Origin of the sequence: Streptococcus sp. 121 (assembly GCF_016458205.1) — a bacterium.
Taxonomy (GTDB): Bacteria; Bacillota; Bacilli; order Lactobacillales; family Streptococcaceae; genus Streptococcus.
Genome location: NZ_JAEMED010000044.1, coordinates 1 through 17,693, shown reverse-complemented (window position 1 = coordinate 17,693; position 17,693 = coordinate 1). Strand labels below are relative to the sequence as shown.

Here is a 17,693-nt window from a genome sequence, read left to right as displayed (position 1 = left end):
TTACAAATGGTGGAACAGTTGAGCAAAACTAAGCAACATTTTATCGAAAATATTTATTACAAGTGCAATACTCTTTCTTCTGAAATCAAGAAAGAAAATCTTAGCACCTCTGTATTCTCGTCAACTATCCTAAGCTTGATGACCGAGGATTTATCCCTTGATGAAATAGCTTCGATTCCTCTCGATCAACTTGCCGACTTCTTACAAAGTAGAGGCAAGGGACGATTTAAAGACCCTAACAAGTTGGCCAAAGCCATTCAAGCTGCAGTTAACAGTAGTTACCGTCTTTCAAAATTACAACAGGAGTCTGTCGATGTTATCCTCGGACTATTAGTTCGAGAAATCAGAAATCTTGAAAAAATCATTAAAGATATCGATAAAGCTATCGAGGATATGGTCGAAACAATTCCTGAATACCAGTGTCTAACCTCTATTCCCGGTGTTGGGAAAGTCTACGCTGCTGGTATTATTGCAGAAATTGGGCAAATTGAACGATTCAACGATCACCCTCAAGTCGCTAAATATGCAGGTCTTAACTGGAAAGAATCGCAATCTGGAAACACAAAATCTCAAAACACATCTCTTGTGAAAAGAGGCAATCGTTATCTACGTTATTACTTAGTTGAAGCCGCCAACTCTGTCAGACGTTATGACGAAGAATACAAAGCCTATTACCAGAAGAAGTGTCAAGAAGTACCAAAAAACAAACATAAACGAGCTCTCGTCTTAACTGCTAGAAAATTTGTGCGTCTGGTGGATGTGCTACTACGCAACCGCCAACTCTATACGCCACCAAGGAGGCTTATGGAAGATACCTATTAGGATCTGCACACTCCTTGAAAATCTAGTGAAAATTGATTGAAAAACATCATTTTTCGCTAGCTCTTTTCAGTGCGCCCTTTTTTCTGAAAAAAAGAGTAACTGCTCAGAACTTTGAACTTGACATTTCACCACTAGACTTTGTGAATGATAACGCTTACAGGAATAAATATAGCACCTTGACGGGGGAGAGTCAAAGAACTTGACTCGAAAAAAGCTTGGAGCATAGAGATTTTGGGAAGTCGTTATTCCCATCTTGCCTTTTTTCCAAATTCGGTATATAATAGATGTGTTGAAAGAGCTTGTAGGTTTACAAGTTACTCTTTTCACAATAAATCTTTTTGATTTTCATAAGGAGGAAATCACGAATGGTAGTTAAAGTTGGTATCAACGGTTTCGGACGTATCGGACGCCTTGCTTTCCGTCGTATTCAAGAAGTTGAAGGTGTTGAAGTAGTACGTATCAACGACCTTACTGATCCAGTTATGCTTGCACATTTGTTGAAATATGACTCAACTCAAGGTCGCTTCAACGGTACTGTGGAAGTTAAAGAAGGTGGATTTGACGTAAACGGAACTTTTGTTAAAGTTTCTGCAGAACGTGATCCAGAACAAATCGACTGGGCTAACGACGGTGTTGAAATCGTTCTTGAAGCAACTGGTTTCTTCGCATCTAAAGAAGGTGCTGAAAAACACCTTAAAGGTGGAGCGAAGAAAGTTGTTATCACTGCTCCTGGTGGAAACGACGTTAAAACAGTTGTATTCAACACTAACCATGACATCCTTGATGGTACTGAAACAGTTATCTCAGGTGCGTCATGTACTACAAACTGTTTGGCTCCAATGGCAAAAGCCCTTCACGACAACTTTGGCGTGAAACAAGGATTGATGACTACAATCCACGCTTACACTGGTGACCAAATGCTTCTTGACGGTCCACACCGTGGTGGTGACCTTCGCCGTGCACGTGCTGCTGCAGCAAACATCGTACCAAACTCTACTGGTGCGGCTAAAGCAATCGGTCTTGTTATCCCTGAATTGAACGGTAAACTTGACGGTGCTGCACAACGTGTTCCTGTACCAACAGGTTCTGTTACTGAATTGGTTGCAGTTCTTGATAAGAACGTAACTGCTGACGAAGTAAATGCAGCTATGAAAGCAGCTTCTAACGAGTCATACGGTTACACTGAAGACCAATTGGTATCACAAGACATCGTAGGTATGTCATACGGATCATTGTTTGACGCAACTCAAACTAAAGTGCTTGATGTTGACGGACAACAAATGGTTAAAGTTGTATCTTGGTACGACAACGAAATGTCATACACTGCTCAATTGGTACGTACTCTTGAGTACTTTGCAAAACTTGCAAAATAATCATTGAGTGAGAAAACCTGCCTTCGGGCAGGTTTTTTTGGTTCTTTCTCAAGTTGTGTGGAAGTTTGGGAGACGGAAAGTGAGGGGAAAGAGTGTTTCAGAGGAGTTTTCGTGCAGTTCATACTCATCGGATTTCCTCGTCATTTTTTTGAAATTCCGCGAGTATTCTGATTTTGAAATTAGTTAAGTATCAGTTTGCGATATTCAAAAGTAGAAGGGTTCAGCGGTTTTCCTTGGAAGGCTCAGATGTCGTCTTGTCGGAATGAAAAAGAAAGGACAAGTTTTTGTTTCCTTTCTCACAAATGCTTTAAGTGTGATATAATGGGATTGTATAAAAAATTAAAAGGGGTTTTTGTATCATGGCAAAAATGACTGTAAAAGACGTTGAATTGAAGGGCAAAAAAGTCCTTGTTCGTGTGGACTTTAACGTACCTTTGAAAGATGGCGTTATTACAAATGACAACCGTATCACAGCGGCGCTACCAACGATCAAGTACATTCTTGAGCAAGGTGGCCGTGCAATCTTGTTCTCTCACCTTGGTCGTGTGAAAGAAGAGGCAGATAAAGAAGGAAAATCTTTGGCTCCAGTTGCAGCAGCACTTGCTGAAAAACTAGGTCAAGATGTTGTCTTCATTCCAGGCACAACTCGTGGTGCTGAGTTGGAAGCAGCGATCAATGCGCTGGAAGATGGTCAAGTGCTTCTTGTCGAAAACACTCGTTTCGAAGATGTAGATGGTAAGAAAGAGTCTAAGAACGATCCTGAACTTGGTCAATACTGGGCTTCTCTTGGAGACGGAATCTTCGTAAACGATGCCTTTGGTACAGCTCACCGTGCACACGCATCTAACGTGGGTATTTCTGCCAATGTAGAGCAAGCAGTAGCTGGTTTCCTTTTGGAAAACGAAATTGCATACATCCAAGAAGCTGTTGATAACCCAGTTCGTCCATTTGTAGCGATTCTTGGTGGATCAAAAGTTTCTGATAAGATTGGTGTTATCGAAAACTTGCTTGAAAAAGCAGATAAGGTCTTGATTGGTGGAGGAATGACTTATACCTTCTTCAAGGCTCAAGGTATTGAAATCGGTAACTCACTTGTTGAAGAAGATAAATTAGATGTTGCTAAAGCCCTTCTTGAAAAAGCGGATGGTAAATTGATCTTGCCAGTGGATTCTAAAGAAGCAAATGCTTTTGCAGACTACACTGAAGTTCGTGATACAGAAGGTGAAGCAGTTTCTGAAGGCTTCCTTGGTTTGGATATTGGTCCTAAATCAATCGCTAAATTTGATGAAGCTCTTACTGGTGCGAAAACTGTGGTCTGGAACGGACCAATGGGTGTCTTTGAAAACCCTGATTTCCAAGCTGGTACTATCGGTGTGATGGATGCTATTGTGAAACAACCAGAAGTGAAATCAATCATCGGTGGTGGTGACTCTGCTGCTGCAGCCATCAACCTAGGTCGTGCAGATAAATTCTCATGGATCTCAACTGGTGGTGGTGCTTCTATGGAATTGCTTGAAGGTAAAGTACTTCCAGGTTTGGCAGCCTTGACTGAAAAATAAGAACGCTAGAAAAGGTTGGGGAGGACGGTTGTCCTCCCCCTTTTTAATTGGGTGATCTTTTATGAATATACTACGTTATTTTAAACGCTATCGTTTTAACCCTAAGAAATTTCGGTTGGGCATGCGGACTTTCAAGACAGGTCTTGCAGTTTTCTTGGTCTTGCTCCTGTTTTACCTTTGGGGTTGGGAAGGAATGCAAATTGCGGCCTTGACGGCGGTTTTTAGCTTGCGGGAGGATTTTGATCAGAGCGTCCATTTTGGGATGTCCCGTATCATCGCCAACAGCATTGGTGGTTTTTATGCCCTTCTTTATTTTGTTTTGGAGCGGGTGTTCCCCTCGAATCCTCTGGTTCTGCTTTTGGGAGTTCCAATCGGTGTCATGTTAACTATCATGACTTGTGTCGCGACAAATACAGGTGGAGCCATTATTGGGGGGGCGGCTGCATTTCTGATTATCAGTTTGTCTATTCCTTATGGAGACTCTGTACTCTACGTTTTTACCCGCGTTTTTGAGACTTTTTTTGGCGTTTTTATTGCCATTTTAGTCAATTACGATATGGATCGAATTCGAGCTATTCTCTTAAAAAAGACACGTTAGATTTTCTAACATGACTTCTTGACAGATGCTTTCCCCCGCTTTATAATGGATAACAGAAAGGTTCCGATGATGAAAGAAAAAGAATTACGTCGCCATTTAGCCGTTTTTCCCATGTCAAGTGTAAGGAAGTTGACGGATCTCTCCGATCGTCAAATTCGGTACTATGAAGAACACGGTTTGGTCAAACCAGAGCGGAATGAAGGGAATCGCCGCCTTTTTTCTTTAAACGATATGGATCGTTTATTGGAAATTAAGGATTTGCTGGCGGAGGGTTATTCGATTGCGGAGATTAAGAAAAATTTTTATCAGAGGGAGCAAAAATCTCGGCAGAAGATGAGCGAAAAGGCTGTTCGGAGAGCCTTGCACAGGGACATTGTGCGGGAAGGGCCGTTTCAGTCTGGGCCGAGTCAGTTTGGTTCCTTAGGGCCTAACCATTTTTAAGAAGGAGTTTCCTATGTCTGTCACTGCAGAACAAATACGTCGAGAAGTCAAAGAGAAAAATGTAACCTTTATTCGGTTGATGTTTACCGATATTTTGGGAACGATGAAGAATGTCGAAATTCCGGCTACGGATGAGCAGTTGGATAAGGTCCTCAGTAACAAGGCTATGTTTGATGGGTCTTCGATTGAGGGATTTGTGCGAATCAATGAGTCTGATATGTACCTCTATCCAGATTTGGACACCTGGATTGTTTTCCCGTGGGGAGATGAGAATGGTAGTGTTGCAGGTTTAATTTGTGACGTCTATACGACAGAAGGAGAACCTTTTGCGGGAGATCCACGTTCCAATTTGAAAAAGGCTTTGAAGCACATGCAGGAAGTCGGTTTTTCTTCTTTCAATTTGGGGCCTGAGCCAGAGTTTTTCCTCTTTAAGATGGATGAGCAAGGCAAGCCAACCTTAGAAGTGAATGATAAGGGGGGTATTTTGATTTAGCCCCAACAGACCTGGCGGACAATACCCGTCGTGAAATCGTGAATGTTTTGACCAAGATGGGGTTTGAAGTGGAAGCGAGTCACCACGAAGTGGCGGTGGGCCAACATGAAATCGACTTCAAGTATGATGATGTCTTGCGGGCTTGTGACAAGATCCAACTGTTCAAACTGGTTGTTAAAACCATTGCACGCAAACACGGCATGTATGCAACCTTCATGGCCAAGCCTAAACATGGGATTGCTGGTTCCGGTATGCATTGCAACATGTCTCTATTTGGTCCGGATGGTCAAAATGCCTTCTTTGATCCTGAAGACCCAAACGGCATGCAATTATCAGAAACCGCCTATCATTTCTTGGGTGGCCTCTTGAAACACGCTTATCACTACACTGCTGTGATGAACCCGACCGTTAACTCCTACAAGCGTCTTGTGCCTGGCTACGAAGCCCCTGTTTATATTGCCTGGGCAGGTCGAAATCGTTCGCCTCTTGTGCGCGTGCCGGCTAGTCGTGGAATGGGTACTCGCTTGGAGTTGCGTTCGGTGGACCCAATGGCCAATCCTTATATTGCAATGGCTGTATTGTTAGAAGTTGGTTTGGACGGAATCGCCAACCGAATTGAGGCGCCAGAACCAATCGAGTCCAACATCTATACTATGTCACCGGAAGAACGTAAGGAGGCTGGAATCACAGACTTGCCATCGACTCTTCACAATGCTTTAAAAGCCTTAACGGAAGATGAGGTCGTGAAAGCAGCTATGGGTGAGCATATCTACACCAACTTCTTGGAAGCTAAACGTATTGAATGGGCTTCTTATGCGACCTATGTCTCTCGCTGGGAAATTGACAACTACCTAGAGTTGTATTAATGATTAATGGGCGATGATTGAAGGGAACCTTGGTCCTATTCCAATTCGCTTGAAATCGTCATTCAATAGTTGAAAGCTTTCCAGGCTCAGCGGTCTGGAAAGCTTTTTCCATAGAATCCGGAAAATACCTGAGCTAGCTTTTTATACTCCCAATTTCAAAATCAGAATACTCGCGGAATTTCAAAAAATGAAGAGGGAAGCCGATGATGGTAGTTCAACAGGTCTGGGAGACCTGTTGGATATTAAGGATAAGGCGTGGAAACACGCAATTAATCAGTTCATCAAGGAGACTTGACAAAGTCAGATTTTGAAATTCAATGAGTATTAGAATTTGATATAATGGGAAAAAGATTACTCAGGAGCCTAGAGGCAACTTGGTACGGAGAGAATGGCGATGGGCTACGAAAATTTCTGTTCTGAATACTTGTTGCGTTCGGGGTGACTTTGAGACTCATTGCAATGGCTCAGGCTATATAGTCTTTTAGTTTGCTTTTAGTACAAGGCAGCGAGTCGCAGGCAGTACTAAAGTACGGCAAGACGAGCTAACACAGTAATAACAGATAAACTAAAAGAGTATAGTATGCAATAGTAGGTAGATGGAAGGTGTAAGACATGGAAAAAATCTGGCAACAGATTCATCCTCCAATCCCACTGAAGTATTTAAATGGATGGGATTTAGTGATATTGGCTCTTATTTTCTTTTGGGATGCCATCTGGATTTCAACGGAGGCTCTCATGGATGGTACAGCTGGAGATCCGGAGATGTTAAATGCTTCAGCGGCGGATAACTGGAATGCTATTCTGGGAATTTGTTGGATTTTGCTGGGAGCAGCTGCCTATCTCTGGTTCCGTCATTTTGATTGGAAACAGTTAAAAATGAAGCTGGAATGGTCTCTGCTTTGGAAGCCCATCCTCATTTATCTTGGGGCCGCTATTGTCTGTGATTTTTCCTTCTTGTTACTGGGCTTGATTCCAGCTCTTCAGTTGGAGTTCACGCCGCTGAACTACTTGTCAGATCTGCGCTTTGACTGGGAAACCTTGTGGGGTAATTTCACTTATTTAGATGTATCCACCATCCTCTTCTCTCTAGTGAATGGATTTTATGAAGAAGTCTTTTTCCTTGGCTTGCTTTTGTCGACAAGGATGGAGAGGAGAAGGTGGGTTCTTCTTTTTTCAAGTCTGGTTCGCGTTTCGTTTCACACCTATCAAACGATTCCAGTAGCTCTGGTGATTGGGATACCTTATGGACTCTTCTTTTACTATATCTACACCCGCAAAGACCAGAATATTCTTCAATGTTCTCTAGCGCATGCCTATGGAGATATGGTTGGCATCAATCTCTTTTTTCTTTTTGTTTCAATGTAAGAAATAAAAAGGATTTATCGAGTTAGGATATAGTCTTTTAGTTTACTTTAGTACAAGGCAGCGAGTCGTAGACAGCTCAAAATCTTGAGGGAGATTTTGAGATTACTGATAAAACTTTTGAAGAAAGTTTCAATGAAGTACGGCAAGACGAGCTAACACAGTAATAAAAGATAAACTAAAAGACTATAATTTGCTTAAAACGAAAGAGCTGGTCCTCTAAATAGGAGTCAGAGTAGGAGTGAGTATCATGCAGAATAGATGGTCAAAGGAAGAATACCTCAATCGAGTAGATGCTGAACTATTGTTTGAAAAACAACACTGGCTGCTCTTGTTTGGGTCTGTTTTGGTGGGCTGTATTGGCCTCAATCTGAATTCCATACCGATGATTTTAGGGGCCAAACTCCTCTCCCCTTTAATGCCTGCGATCATTGGTATGGGGGTCGGCCTGTCCTGGCTGAATCTGTCCCTTTTTCGACGGTCCTTGAGGATACTGGTCTTGCAAGTACTTGCCGCTATATGCCTGGCCACCATTTATTTTTGGTTAACGCCTCTCAAGGCAGCTGGATCAGAATTAACTGGTCAGGCCTCCCCGAACCTTTGGAATATCCTGATTTCCTTGGTCGGTGGACTGGTCGGGGCTGTTGGAGTTCGGAGAAAAGAAAGAAATCACATAGCGGCTGGTGTGGCCCTGGCAACGTCCCTGGTTCCACCACTTTGTACTACCGGCTATGGGATTGCGACTGGTCAGCTGACCTTTGTGAGTGGAAGTCTCTATCTTTTTGCGATTAACATTTTCTTCATTATGTTGGGGCATTATCTGGTCGCTCGATTTATGAAGGACAGTATTCCAAAAAGCCCTCAGGTGTTTGGGGTTTATGCCCTGTTGGCCGTTTTGATTTTATGGCTAGTCCTTCCGGCGAAAAAAGAGTCCGACAAACGAGTCCTCGCGGAGGCGGCCCAGACTTTTGTAACTCGTGAGTTTTCCCAGCAAATCGTCCTCAACCAAAGTTTGGATATGGAAAAGCAAGAGTTACAGGTTGTGGTAACCGGTCCTGCTTTGACCGAGGCAGATATCCGAAAGCTGGAACAGAAGCAGAAAGCTTATGGATTGCAGCAAGTCCGCTTAGTTGTGCAACAAGTAGGATCTCCCGCCACCAACGATGAAGAAGGTTTGAACAAGCGGATTGCCGACTTGATTGATCAACAAATGGAGAAGAACAATACGGCTACCGATTAGAAGAGATGGAATTGTACCCAATCGTAATGATGAAACATGTAGGAGATATTTATGAATGTAAAGAAAATTGGAATTGTCAGCCTCTCCAGTGGAATACTTGGGGAAGACTTTATTGCCCATGAACTGGAACTTGGCTTATGGCGCTTAGAAGAATTGGGACAGGAGGTCGTTATCCTTCCCAATGCTCTTAAGGGCTTGGATTATTTAGATCAGCATCCAGAGGCGCGTGCTCAGGATATGCTAGATGCCTTTTCTGACCCTTCCCTGGATATGATTCTTTGTGCTATCGGAGGTTTAGACACCTACCGGCTCTTACCCCATCTTTTTGCAGATGATCAGCTCAAGAAGGTTCTTTCTCAGAAAATTTTCTTAGGATTTTCAGACACGACCGCTAACCATCTCATGTTGCATAAGTTGGGCTTACCGACCTTCTATGGTCAAGCTTTTCTGCCCGATGTTTGCGAACTAGCTCCGGATATGCTTCCCTATACGCGTTCTTATTTTGAGGAACTTTTGGAAAAAGGAAAAATTGAGGAGATTCACCCAAGTCCGCTTTGGTATCAAGAAAGGGAGGACTTCAGCCCCGCTGGTCTGGGAAAATCCATGCCTTCTCATCCAAATCAAGGCTTTCTCCATTTGCAAGGACCCAGCACCTTTACGGGTCCCATCCTTGGAGGCTGTCTAGAGTCTCTGTATGAAATACTAGCGGGAGGTCGCTTCCCAGGTCAGGCGGAACTCTGCCAAGAATACCAACTCTTTCCTTCCTTGGAGGATTGGACGGGGAAAATTCTCCTCCTGGAAACCAGCGAGGAAAAACCAAGTCCAGAGGATTTTGAGAAGATGCTCCGCAAATTGAAGGATTATGGTCTTTTCGATGTTGTTACTGGACTCCTTTTTGGGAAACCGCAGGACCAGGCCTACATGGACGACTATCATCACATTTTACGGGAGGTCATTGACAATCCAGACTTCCCAATTCTGGCCAATATTAACGTCGGTCATGCGACTCCACGCTGCATCATTCCATTTGGAGTAGAAGCGCAAGTGGATGCTGGGGATCAGGTCATCCGCTTTCAAGATTAGAAAAAGAGGTGGGATATATCAAATCCTACCTCTTTATTTTCTATTTTTCTTCATCCGGTGTTAAAACCATTGGAATGATGATGGGTTCACGTTCAGTATTTTCGTAAAGGAACGGCCGCAGGGCGTTGACAATCGCTCCGTTAACGGATTGGATGCTGGCTTCTTTATTCTTCAATGCAATGCGAATTGCGTTGAAGAGGATGCGTTGACTTTGGCGAATGAGGTCACCAGATTCACGCATATAGATGAAACCACGGCTAAGGATGTCTGGACCTGCCAGAATCATTTTACTCTTGAAGTCAACGGTTGCGACAGCCAAGACCACACCGTCCTCGGACAAGTCTTTTCGATCACGAAGGACGGCAGCTCCGATTTCTCCGATGCGGTTTCCGTCCACGTAAATATCTTGGGCATTGAAATGGCCAGCGATGCGGGCGGAATCTGCTGTGAGGGCTAGGACGTCTCCATTTTTCATGATAAAGACATTGTCTTTATCTACGCCTGTGTCAACAGCGAGTTGGGCATGGATTTTTTGCATGCGGTACTCACCGTGTACGGGCATAAAGTATTTTGGCTTAATTAAGCGAAGCATGAGCTTTTGCTCCTGCTGACCACCGTGTCCGGAGGTGTGGATGTTATTAATTTTTCCATGAACAACTTCAACACCGGCTTCGATGATTTTATTGATCAGCTTATTGACACTAGTGGTGTTTCCAGGAATTGGGCTAGAAGAGAAGATGACCGTGTCGCCAGGTTGCAGTTGGACTTGACGATGGGTACCATTTGCGATTCGGGAGAGAGCGGCCATGGATTCTCCCTGGCTACCCGTACACATAATCAAAATTTCTTCCGCAGGGTATTCCTTGATTTCATTCGGTTCAATGAAGGTTCCTTTCGGCACCTTGATATAACCGAGTTCAATTCCGTTGGCGATAGCCTTCTCCATAGAGCGACCAAAGACGACAATTTTACGTCCGGTCTTGACCGCAGCTTCCGCAGCCTGTTGGAGACGGAAAATATTGGAGGCGAAGGAGGCGAAGATAATCCGTCCGTCAATGTCCTCGATAATCTTCATAATGGATTGACCAACCACTTTTTCAGAATTGGTAAAGGTTGGAATTTCCGCATTGGTAGAATCAGAAAGGAGGCACAAAACGCCAGATTCTCCGATTGCGGCCATGCGATGTAAGTCCGCTGGTTCCCCTACAGGGGTAAAGTCAAATTTAAAGTCTCCGGTACAGACAATCTTCCCTTGAGGGCTATGAATCACAATTCCTAGAGGTTCTGGAATGGAGTGAGTGGTGCGGAAGAAGGTGGCTTTGAGATGTTTGAATTGCAACTCACTGTTGTGGTTAATTTCAAAGAGTTTGGCATCTCGCAAGAGTCCATGTTCTTCTAACTTTCCGCGGATCAGAGCCAAGGCCAAGGGACCGGCATAGATAGGGATGTTGGCTTGCTTGAGAAGGAAGGGGATACCACCGATGTGGTCTTCGTGACCATGGGTGATGAGCACTCCTTTGACACGGTCAATGTTGTCGACGATATAAGAATAGTCAGGGATGACGTAATCAATCCCTAAAAGATCGTCTTCTGGAAATTTAATCCCGGCATCGACGATGAGGATTTCATCTTGGTACTCAATCCCATAGGTGTTTTTCCCGATTTCACCGAGACCACCAATGGCAAAAACCCCAACCTCCTCTTTTTTTAGTTGGTAGCTCATGATGGGAACTCCGTTAATTCGAAGTTAGCATTCTCTTTCTCATAAGCCAAGTGGTTTTCAGAGAGAGCCTCAATCAACTCGATGTTGTAGTCGGTATTGTTTTCAACCAATTCTCGGGCTTGAATGCGACCTTCCAATTCAGTTTTAGCATCGATATCGAGATAGAGTGAACGAGTTGACTCACGACGTGGGCTGCGGTCTTTGACTTCTTGATAGTAAACTTTAAAAATCATAGGTTTCCTTTCTAGTTATTGCGCCTTTTCATAAGAAAAGGAAGGAGGGGAACTTCAGAAGATCCTGCTCCTTCCTCTCTGAATCGCTAAATTTTGTTTCGTTGCAATAATGCTGATTATATCATAAAATAAAAGGGATTATCAAGTAAGGACAATAGAATCAGATGAAAGTTTTATCCCTGGATACCTCTAATCAGGCCTTATCAGTGGCCCTACTAGAGGAGGACAAAATGGTCGGGCAAGTGACCCTAGCCCTTAAGAAAAATCACAGCATCACCTTGATGCCCACCATCGACTATCTTTTTCACTCTTGTGACTGGCTACCAGCTGATTTGGATCGGATTGTGGTGGCCTATGGACCGGGTTCTTATACCGGGGTTCGAATTGCCGTGACCACGGCAAAGGTTCTGGCTCAGACGCTAGGGGCAGAGTTGGTGGCTGTATCGAGTCTACGGGCTTTGGTTCCCGACTATGTGAGTGGGACTGTGGTGGCCTTGATGGATGCTCGCCGTCAGCATGCCTATGCTGGTTTTTACCAGGATGATGTGGTTTTTCAGGAGGAGGGCTACTATGCTATGGAGGAGATCCTCCGTTTGGTTGCTGAGCAAGAACAGGTGACGTTTGTGGGAGAAGTGGCAGCCTTTGAGACAGCCATCCGTGCGGCGCTGCCTGAGGCGCGTATACTGCCGACTTTGCCAGATGCAGTCCTTCTGGCTCAGATGCCGGATGTGAAGCTTGTGGAGCCGCATGCCTTGGTGCCCAACTATCTCAAGCGGGTTGAGGCTGAGGAACAGTGGTTGAAGAAGCAAGGCTCAGAGTCTTCGGATGCGTCTTACATTAAACGCGTATGAGGGCTGTGACAAGTCAAGAGGTCTTTGACTTTCTGAATCAGGTGTATTCAGCTGGTTCTCCTTGGACGGAGGAGATGATTGCCCGAGACCTGGAGCGGGACGACACCCATTTTTGGGCCCTCTATAAGGGAGCGGAGTTGGCGGCTCTTTGTGTTGTGCAAGATTTGGCTGGGGAGCGGGAGATTTTGCAGGTAGGGGTACTGCCTACTTATAGGGGGCAGGGCTTGGCTCGTGCTCTACTCTTGTCGCTCCCCGGGGAACAGCCTTATTTTTTAGAAGTAAGAGAATCAAATCAGGCGGCGCGTGGGCTTTACGAATCACTTGGATTTGTGGAGGTTGGGCGGCGGCCGAACTATTATCGGAATCCTGTGGAGGATGCGATTTTGATGAAGGGAGAGTTGTATGTACGAGAAAATCATTCTGGCATTTGAAACTTCTTGTGATGAGACCAGTGTGGCGGTCTTGAAGGAGGGGCGCTTGGCTTCGAATGTGATTGCCAGTCAGATTGAGAGTCACAAGCGTTTTGGTGGTGTGGTGCCAGAGGTAGCCAGTCGCCATCATGTTGAGGTTATCACGGCTTGTATTGAGGAGGCCTTGAAGGAAGCTGAGGTTGAGGCAGATGATGTGGATGCTGTTGCGGTAACCTACGGTCCTGGCTTGGTGGGAGCTCTCTTGGTCGGTTTGTCGGCAGCCAAGGCTTTTGCTTGGTCTCATCAGTTGCCTTTGATTCCGGTCAACCACATGGCGGGGCATTTGATGGCGGCTCAAGATCAAGCGAAATTGAAGTTTCCATTGATGGCACTCTTGGTTAGTGGCGGTCATACCGAGTTGGTTTATGTCAAGGAGCCAGGGGACTACCGGATTGTTGGGGAAACTCGAGATGATGCGGTGGGAGAAGCTTATGACAAGGTTGGTCGTGTAATGGGGCTTACCTATCCGGCGGGTCGGGAAATGGATGAATTGGCTCATCAAGGCCAAGATGTCTACGATTTCCCCAGAGCCATGTTGCAAGCGGATAACCTTGAGTTTTCTTTCTCTGGCTTAAAATCTGCCTTTATTAATCTTCATCACAATGCGCAGCAAAAAGGAGAAGAACTCAATCAGGCAGACCTAGCGACCTCATTCCAAACAGCTGTCCTCGATATCCTACTTGGGAAAACCAAGAAAGCCTTGGAGCGGTACCCGGTCGAAATGCTAGTGGTAGCAGGAGGCGTGGCTGCCAACCAAGGACTCCGTCAGCGTCTTGCGGAAGAAATCACGGATATTCCAGTAGTTATTCCCCCCCTACGTCTCTGTGGGGACAATGCCGGCATGATAGCCTACGCCAGTGTCAGTGAATGGAACAAAAACCATCTAGCGGGGATGGACCTCAATGCCAAACCAAGTTTGGCCTTTCCAACTATGGATTAATTACAGAGGTCGGAACGCCCTCATGGGTGTCTGTCCTAGTCTCATAAAGAACATTGCAAAAAGACTCCCTTCAACTTCTCATACAGAGTTGAAGGGAGTCTTTTAACATTCTATTCCTGTTTAGTCATAGGAAATAGAGGAGCCGGCAACCCAGCCGGAGGCGAGGGCACTGGTGATATTGAAACCGCCTGTGTGGGCGTTGATGTCCATGACTTCCCCAGCAAAGTGGAGGCCGGGAACGAGTTTACTTTCCAAGGTTTTGGGATTGATTTCTTTGAGGTCAACTCCCCCTTTGGTCACAAAGGATTTGGCTAAGGACATTTTCCCGGTCACGGGAATCTGAAGGCCCTTGATCTTGTTGAGAACGTGCTCCCAATCTTTGGTTGGGACCTGTTTGATAGGAAACTCAGCTAGATTCCCAAGGAGGAAGAGTGCCAGGCGTTCTGGTAGGAGGGTTTTGAAGAAGTTCTTGGCTTGTTTGTCACGGTTCTGCTCCAAGAGGTTCACAAGTTCTTCCTTGGACCGGTCAGGGAGCAAGTCCACTTCAATGGTCTCCCCTCCTTTGATGAAGGAAGACATCCGGAGAGCTGCTGGTCCTGATAGGCCAAAGTGGGTAAAGAGGAGGTCGTGACGAATTTCGCGTTTGCCAAGTTTGAGGATGACTTCGTCAAGGGAAATTCCTTGTAATTCCTTATGCGGAAAGTCTGTTAGAACAGGGCTTTCCGCAGCTTCCAGGTCCGTAATGTGATGCTTGAAATGGCGTGCTACGTCATGGCCAAAACCGGTCGAACCTGTTGAAGGATAGGATTTTCCACCGGTTGTGACAATGAGGCGTTGGCAGGTCCACTCTTGATCGGCGGAGCGGAGATGGAAGACTTCGTCCTTTTTCTTAACCGACACAATTTCCGTTTGGGTCAGAATGGATGCCCCCAGTGACCTGATTTTATTCTCCAAGGCTTCAATGATGGTACGCGACTTATCGCTTTTTGGAAAGACCCGCCCATGATCTTCGACCTTAAGCTCCACTCCATCTTCTTCAAAAAAACGAATAATGTCGTGGTTGTCAAATTGGGAAAAGACGCTGTATAAAAAACGGCCATTGCCAGGTATGTTGGCAATGAGATCGTCTAAAGTCCCGTTGTTGGTCACATTGCAGCGGCCACCGCCAGTTCCGGCTAGCTTCTTGCCTAGGCGACGGTTCTTGTCGATGAGGAGGGTCTCTTGGCCATAATAGGCACTTGCGATGGTGGCCATCATGCCTGCAGGCCCGCCACCCAATACAATCGTTTCAAAATGCTTCATACAGCTATTGTATCATAGGTTTTTAGAAACTTCGGAATATTTGACAGTCCAAGTGGGATGTGATAAGATTTAGATACCAAAAAAGAAAAAGTAAAAGTTACATTGAGGGTCTTATGGCAATTGAGAAAACCGTCAGCGAACTTGCTGAAATTTTAGGAATCAGCCGCCAAGCCGTTAATACCCGTGTCAAAACCCTCCCACCTGAGGATCTGTCTAAGAATGAAAAAGGCGTGACGGTTGTTACACGGAGTGGCTTGATTAAGCTAGAAGGTATCTACAAAAAATCCATTTTCGAAGATGAGCCAATCAGCGAAGATGCTAAACAAAGAGAAATTCTACAAATATTGGTGGATGAGAAGAACGAAGAGATCACGCGCCAAGAAAGAGAAATTGAACGGCTTCATGAGCAATTGAAGTCCAAGGACGAGCAACTTAGGACCAAGGATTCGCAAATTGCAGAGAAGGACAAGCAGTTGGACCAGCAACAGCAACTAACCCTTCAGGCCATGAATGATAAAGATACCTTGAAGTTGGAATTAGATGCGGCTAAGAAACAAGTCGAAGAGCAGCAGACTAGAAAAGGCTTCTGGTCTCGCCTATTTGGAAATTAGTCAAACTGAAAAGCAGTCGGACACGAGTCGGACTGCTTTTCAGTTGGTTAAATTTGTGGAAGCCGAAGGGTAGTGCAAGATCCGTGACCTACCAGGCTTTCGACAAAAAGGTCTCTCCCTAATTGTTGGGTAAGCCTTTGGCAATGTAGAGGCCAAGCCCATGACCACTTTTATACTCTTTTAGTTTATCTTTTATTACTGTGTTAGCTCGTCTTGCCGTACTTCATTGAAACTTTCTTCAAAAGTTTTATCAGTAATCTCAAAATCTCCCTCAAGATTTTGAGCTGTCTACGACTTGCTGCCTTGTACTAAAAGCAAACTAAAAGACTCTATTTCCTGCTGAGGGATTGGATCAAATACATTAGTTCCGCAGGAAGTCTACTAAAAAAGAATCAAGCTAAACGCCTGATTCTGAAGGAGTTAGAATGGTAATTTTCCGGCTAAAGCCCCCATTGTTTTTTGGGTTTCTTGGTCGATCTGTTCAAGAGCCTTGTTTACGGCTTGCACGGTCATGTCTGCCAAGGTTTCCATATCATCAGGGTCTACAATAGCAGGGTTGAAGCGAATGGCTTTTACTTTGCGGTCGCCGGAAAGAGTAGCAGTCACTAGGTCTTGGGCAGAGGAACCGGTGAAGTCTTTTGCAGCTAATTCAGCTTGCTTTTTCTCCATATCCTTCTGCATTTTCTGAGCCTGTTTCATAATATTTTGCATATTCATCATAAGGATCATCTCTTTTCTTTTTTATTACAACTCCCTTATTTTATCATGTTTTCGGATGAAAAAGTAAAGAAGAGTAAATTTGTATGTGTCAAGTTATTCTCGGAAATTTGAAAAATCAGTCTCAAATCTAGGACGTGCGTAAATTTCAGTTTGCAAAATTGCAAAAACACATAAATATCATTGTCATTCAAATAGAATGATTCAGTAAGTCAATCTCCACCTTATCGTTCTTAGTGTTTCTAATATGCAGGTCTTCATATTAGGTAGTGCGGACGTGAGCAGCCTCCTACGGAGTCTCATCACTAGATTTCGAGCCAAGGTCTCGAAATCTCCGTCATTTAGCAGTTGTTTCTCAACTGCTAATGATTCCACTACGGTATGAAGACCTGCTTCTTTATTCCTTCCGAACGATCTAAAATAAACTCGATAAGCGTCCCATAGCTGAACTCTTGGGACCATACACAGGTATGGTTGCCTGTGGAATAGTGTGCTCTTTGTGTTTCATAACCTTTAGGGCTTTTGAAGCACTCATAGCTATTTCCTCGCTAAAGACTGGCTCCGAAACTGTAGCTCTGTACAATCTCTCAAACTCCCCATTGCGAATACTTACTAAGAGAGTTGCCATGTTTTCAGCACCTTGTCTTGTCCAATTTCGTCCCTGCTTTTTCATACGATTTGTATAAAAGCGATGTCCACTTTCGCAAACACCCACACCATCACTTACTGGCAAATTTCTATCTTTTAGTGGCCGAATCCAGCACCAATTCCGAGTTAAATAAGCTCGAACTTCACTCAAACGCTCAAGGTGCTCCTCCTGTTCAAGATATGACTCAACTGTATCTAGCAATAGTTCTACACGCTCATAATCATAAGCCTTAACTGCTTGCCGTAATTCCTTTTGAAGAAACTTATCAAAACCAAGCTTACCAGTGATGTATTTCATGACATGGTAGGAATCTAAGCAATATTCAAATAGACTCCTACGTCCTCCAAGCGATTGGAACTT

At 44.6% G+C, this 17,693-nt stretch carries 17 protein-coding genes and 1 pseudogene; 13 read left to right on the top strand and 5 right to left on the bottom strand.

Going from position 1 to position 17,693, the window contains the following annotated elements; genetic code table 11:
* The 9 genes and pseudogenes from JEQ21_RS08420 to JEQ21_RS08380 all read left to right on the top strand — a co-directional run.
* The coding region (locus JEQ21_RS08420; protein WP_199365014.1) for an IS110 family transposase at positions 1 to 822 on the top strand (822 nt) is incomplete at its 5' end.
* Positions 823 to 1,187: 365 nt separating this feature from the next.
* The gene (gene gap / locus JEQ21_RS08415) at positions 1,188 to 2,195 is read left to right on the top strand and encodes a type I glyceraldehyde-3-phosphate dehydrogenase (protein WP_196092111.1); all 1,008 of its coding nucleotides are present in this window, start codon (positions 1,188 to 1,190) and stop codon (positions 2,193 to 2,195) included.
* Positions 2,196 to 2,554: 359 nt separating this feature from the next.
* Positions 2,555 to 3,754, top strand: a complete 1,200-nt coding sequence (locus JEQ21_RS08410; protein WP_199365012.1) for a phosphoglycerate kinase — start codon at positions 2,555 to 2,557, stop codon at positions 3,752 to 3,754.
* Between the two features lie 61 nt (positions 3,755 to 3,815).
* On the top strand, positions 3,816 to 4,352 hold the full coding sequence (locus JEQ21_RS08405) for an FUSC family protein (RefSeq protein ID WP_199365010.1): 537 nt from the start codon (positions 3,816 to 3,818) through the stop codon (positions 4,350 to 4,352).
* 69 nt (positions 4,353 to 4,421) lie between these two features.
* Complete coding sequence (locus JEQ21_RS08400) at positions 4,422 to 4,793, top strand: MerR family transcriptional regulator (protein WP_196092115.1); 372 nt, start codon at positions 4,422 to 4,424, stop codon at positions 4,791 to 4,793.
* A gap of 13 nt (positions 4,794 to 4,806) precedes the next feature.
* Positions 4,807 to 6,152: pseudogene (gene glnA, locus JEQ21_RS08395) on the top strand (type I glutamate--ammonia ligase).
* Between the two features lie 612 nt (positions 6,153 to 6,764).
* Positions 6,765 to 7,517 carry a CPBP family intramembrane glutamic endopeptidase gene (locus tag JEQ21_RS08390; RefSeq protein WP_199365008.1) on the top strand — a complete coding sequence of 251 codons (753 nt, stop codon included), beginning with the start codon at positions 6,765 to 6,767 and terminating at the stop codon, positions 7,515 to 7,517.
* Positions 7,518 to 7,764: 247 nt separating this feature from the next.
* On the top strand, positions 7,765 to 8,754 hold the full coding sequence (locus JEQ21_RS08385; protein WP_199365006.1) for a DUF389 domain-containing protein: 990 nt from the start codon (positions 7,765 to 7,767) through the stop codon (positions 8,752 to 8,754).
* 51 nt (positions 8,755 to 8,805) lie between these two features.
* A complete protein-coding gene (locus JEQ21_RS08380; RefSeq protein WP_199365004.1) occupies positions 8,806 to 9,837 on the top strand; it encodes a S66 family peptidase in 1,032 nt (343 codons plus the stop codon).
* 40 nt (positions 9,838 to 9,877) lie between these two features.
* On the opposite strand, the gene rnjA is transcribed toward JEQ21_RS08380, so the two are convergent.
* Both rnjA and JEQ21_RS08370 read right to left on the bottom strand, forming a co-directional pair.
* Positions 9,878 to 11,560: a ribonuclease J1 gene (rnjA, locus tag JEQ21_RS08375; RefSeq protein ID WP_199365002.1), complete on the bottom strand. Its 1,683-nt coding sequence runs from the start codon at positions 11,558 to 11,560 to the stop codon at positions 9,878 to 9,880.
* The gene (locus JEQ21_RS08370; RefSeq protein WP_196092352.1) at positions 11,557 to 11,793 is read right to left on the bottom strand and encodes a DNA-dependent RNA polymerase subunit epsilon; all 237 of its coding nucleotides are present in this window, start codon (positions 11,791 to 11,793) and stop codon (positions 11,557 to 11,559) included. The genes rnjA and JEQ21_RS08370 overlap by 4 nt, the downstream gene beginning before the upstream one ends.
* Before the next feature lie 164 nt (positions 11,794 to 11,957).
* Between JEQ21_RS08370 and tsaB the strand changes: the two genes are divergently transcribed.
* Genes tsaB through tsaD form a run of 3 tightly spaced genes read left to right on the top strand, consistent with a single transcriptional unit; the run spans position 11,958 to position 14,054 of the window.
* Complete coding sequence (gene tsaB / locus JEQ21_RS08365) at positions 11,958 to 12,644, top strand: tRNA (adenosine(37)-N6)-threonylcarbamoyltransferase complex dimerization subunit type 1 TsaB (RefSeq protein WP_199365000.1); 687 nt, start codon at positions 11,958 to 11,960, stop codon at positions 12,642 to 12,644.
* A gap of 5 nt (positions 12,645 to 12,649) precedes the next feature.
* Positions 12,650 to 13,075 (top strand): ribosomal protein S18-alanine N-acetyltransferase, encoded by a 426-nt coding sequence (rimI, locus tag JEQ21_RS08360; RefSeq protein WP_325176132.1) that lies wholly within the window; start codon positions 12,650 to 12,652, stop codon positions 13,073 to 13,075.
* Positions 13,047 to 14,054, top strand: coding sequence for a tRNA (adenosine(37)-N6)-threonylcarbamoyltransferase complex transferase subunit TsaD (gene tsaD / locus JEQ21_RS08355; protein ID WP_199364995.1), 1,008 nt, complete (start codon positions 13,047 to 13,049; stop codon positions 14,052 to 14,054). The genes rimI and tsaD overlap by 29 nt, the downstream gene beginning before the upstream one ends.
* Before the next feature lie 120 nt (positions 14,055 to 14,174).
* On the opposite strand, the gene JEQ21_RS08350 is transcribed toward tsaD, so the two are convergent.
* Positions 14,175 to 15,356 carry an NAD(P)/FAD-dependent oxidoreductase gene (locus JEQ21_RS08350; RefSeq protein ID WP_199364993.1) on the bottom strand — a complete coding sequence of 394 codons (1,182 nt, stop codon included), beginning with the start codon at positions 15,354 to 15,356 and terminating at the stop codon, positions 14,175 to 14,177.
* 113 nt (positions 15,357 to 15,469) lie between these two features.
* Here JEQ21_RS08350 and JEQ21_RS08345 point away from each other — a divergent pair, with 113 nt between their 5' ends.
* Positions 15,470 to 15,967 (top strand): DUF536 domain-containing protein, encoded by a 498-nt coding sequence (locus tag JEQ21_RS08345; RefSeq protein WP_196092357.1) that lies wholly within the window; start codon positions 15,470 to 15,472, stop codon positions 15,965 to 15,967.
* A 420-nt stretch (positions 15,968 to 16,387) separates the two neighbouring features.
* On the opposite strand, the gene JEQ21_RS08340 is transcribed toward JEQ21_RS08345, so the two are convergent.
* Both JEQ21_RS08340 and JEQ21_RS08335 read right to left on the bottom strand, forming a co-directional pair.
* On the bottom strand, positions 16,388 to 16,687 hold the full coding sequence (locus tag JEQ21_RS08340; protein WP_196092028.1) for a YbaB/EbfC family nucleoid-associated protein: 300 nt from the start codon (positions 16,685 to 16,687) through the stop codon (positions 16,388 to 16,390).
* 412 nt (positions 16,688 to 17,099) lie between these two features.
* Positions 17,100 to 17,693: UPF0236 family transposase-like protein (locus tag JEQ21_RS08335; RefSeq protein ID WP_199364991.1), on the bottom strand; the 594-nt coding region annotated here is incomplete at its 5' end.

Bases quoted from the DNA above. Each gene is read 5' to 3' on its own strand.
- JEQ21_RS08345 (WP_196092357.1), top strand. From the start codon at position 15,470: ATGGCAATTGAGAAAACCGTCAGCGAACTTGCTGAAATTTTAGGAATC.
- JEQ21_RS08390 (WP_199365008.1), top strand. From the start codon at position 6,765: ATGGAAAAAATCTGGCAACAGATTCATCCTCCAATCCCACTGAAGTAT.
- JEQ21_RS08400 (WP_196092115.1), top strand. From the start codon at position 4,422: ATGAAAGAAAAAGAATTACGTCGCCATTTAGCCGTTTTTCCCATGTCA.
- JEQ21_RS08410 (WP_199365012.1), top strand. From the start codon at position 2,555: ATGGCAAAAATGACTGTAAAAGACGTTGAATTGAAGGGCAAAAAAGTC.
- JEQ21_RS08385 (WP_199365006.1), top strand. From the start codon at position 7,765: ATGCAGAATAGATGGTCAAAGGAAGAATACCTCAATCGAGTAGATGCT.
- JEQ21_RS08405 (WP_199365010.1), top strand. From the start codon at position 3,816: ATGAATATACTACGTTATTTTAAACGCTATCGTTTTAACCCTAAGAAA.
- JEQ21_RS08380 (WP_199365004.1), top strand. From the start codon at position 8,806: ATGAATGTAAAGAAAATTGGAATTGTCAGCCTCTCCAGTGGAATACTT.
- rnjA (WP_199365002.1), bottom strand. From the start codon at position 11,560: ATGAGCTACCAACTAAAAAAAGAGGAGGTTGGGGTTTTTGCCATTGGT.
- gap (WP_196092111.1), top strand. From the start codon at position 1,188: ATGGTAGTTAAAGTTGGTATCAACGGTTTCGGACGTATCGGACGCCTT.
- tsaB (WP_199365000.1), top strand. From the start codon at position 11,958: ATGAAAGTTTTATCCCTGGATACCTCTAATCAGGCCTTATCAGTGGCC.
- JEQ21_RS08370 (WP_196092352.1), bottom strand. From the start codon at position 11,793: ATGATTTTTAAAGTTTACTATCAAGAAGTCAAAGACCGCAGCCCACGT.
- tsaD (WP_199364995.1), top strand. From the start codon at position 13,047: ATGTACGAGAAAATCATTCTGGCATTTGAAACTTCTTGTGATGAGACC.
- JEQ21_RS08340 (WP_196092028.1), bottom strand. From the start codon at position 16,687: ATGATGAATATGCAAAATATTATGAAACAGGCTCAGAAAATGCAGAAG.
- JEQ21_RS08350 (WP_199364993.1), bottom strand. From the start codon at position 15,356: ATGAAGCATTTTGAAACGATTGTATTGGGTGGCGGGCCTGCAGGCATG.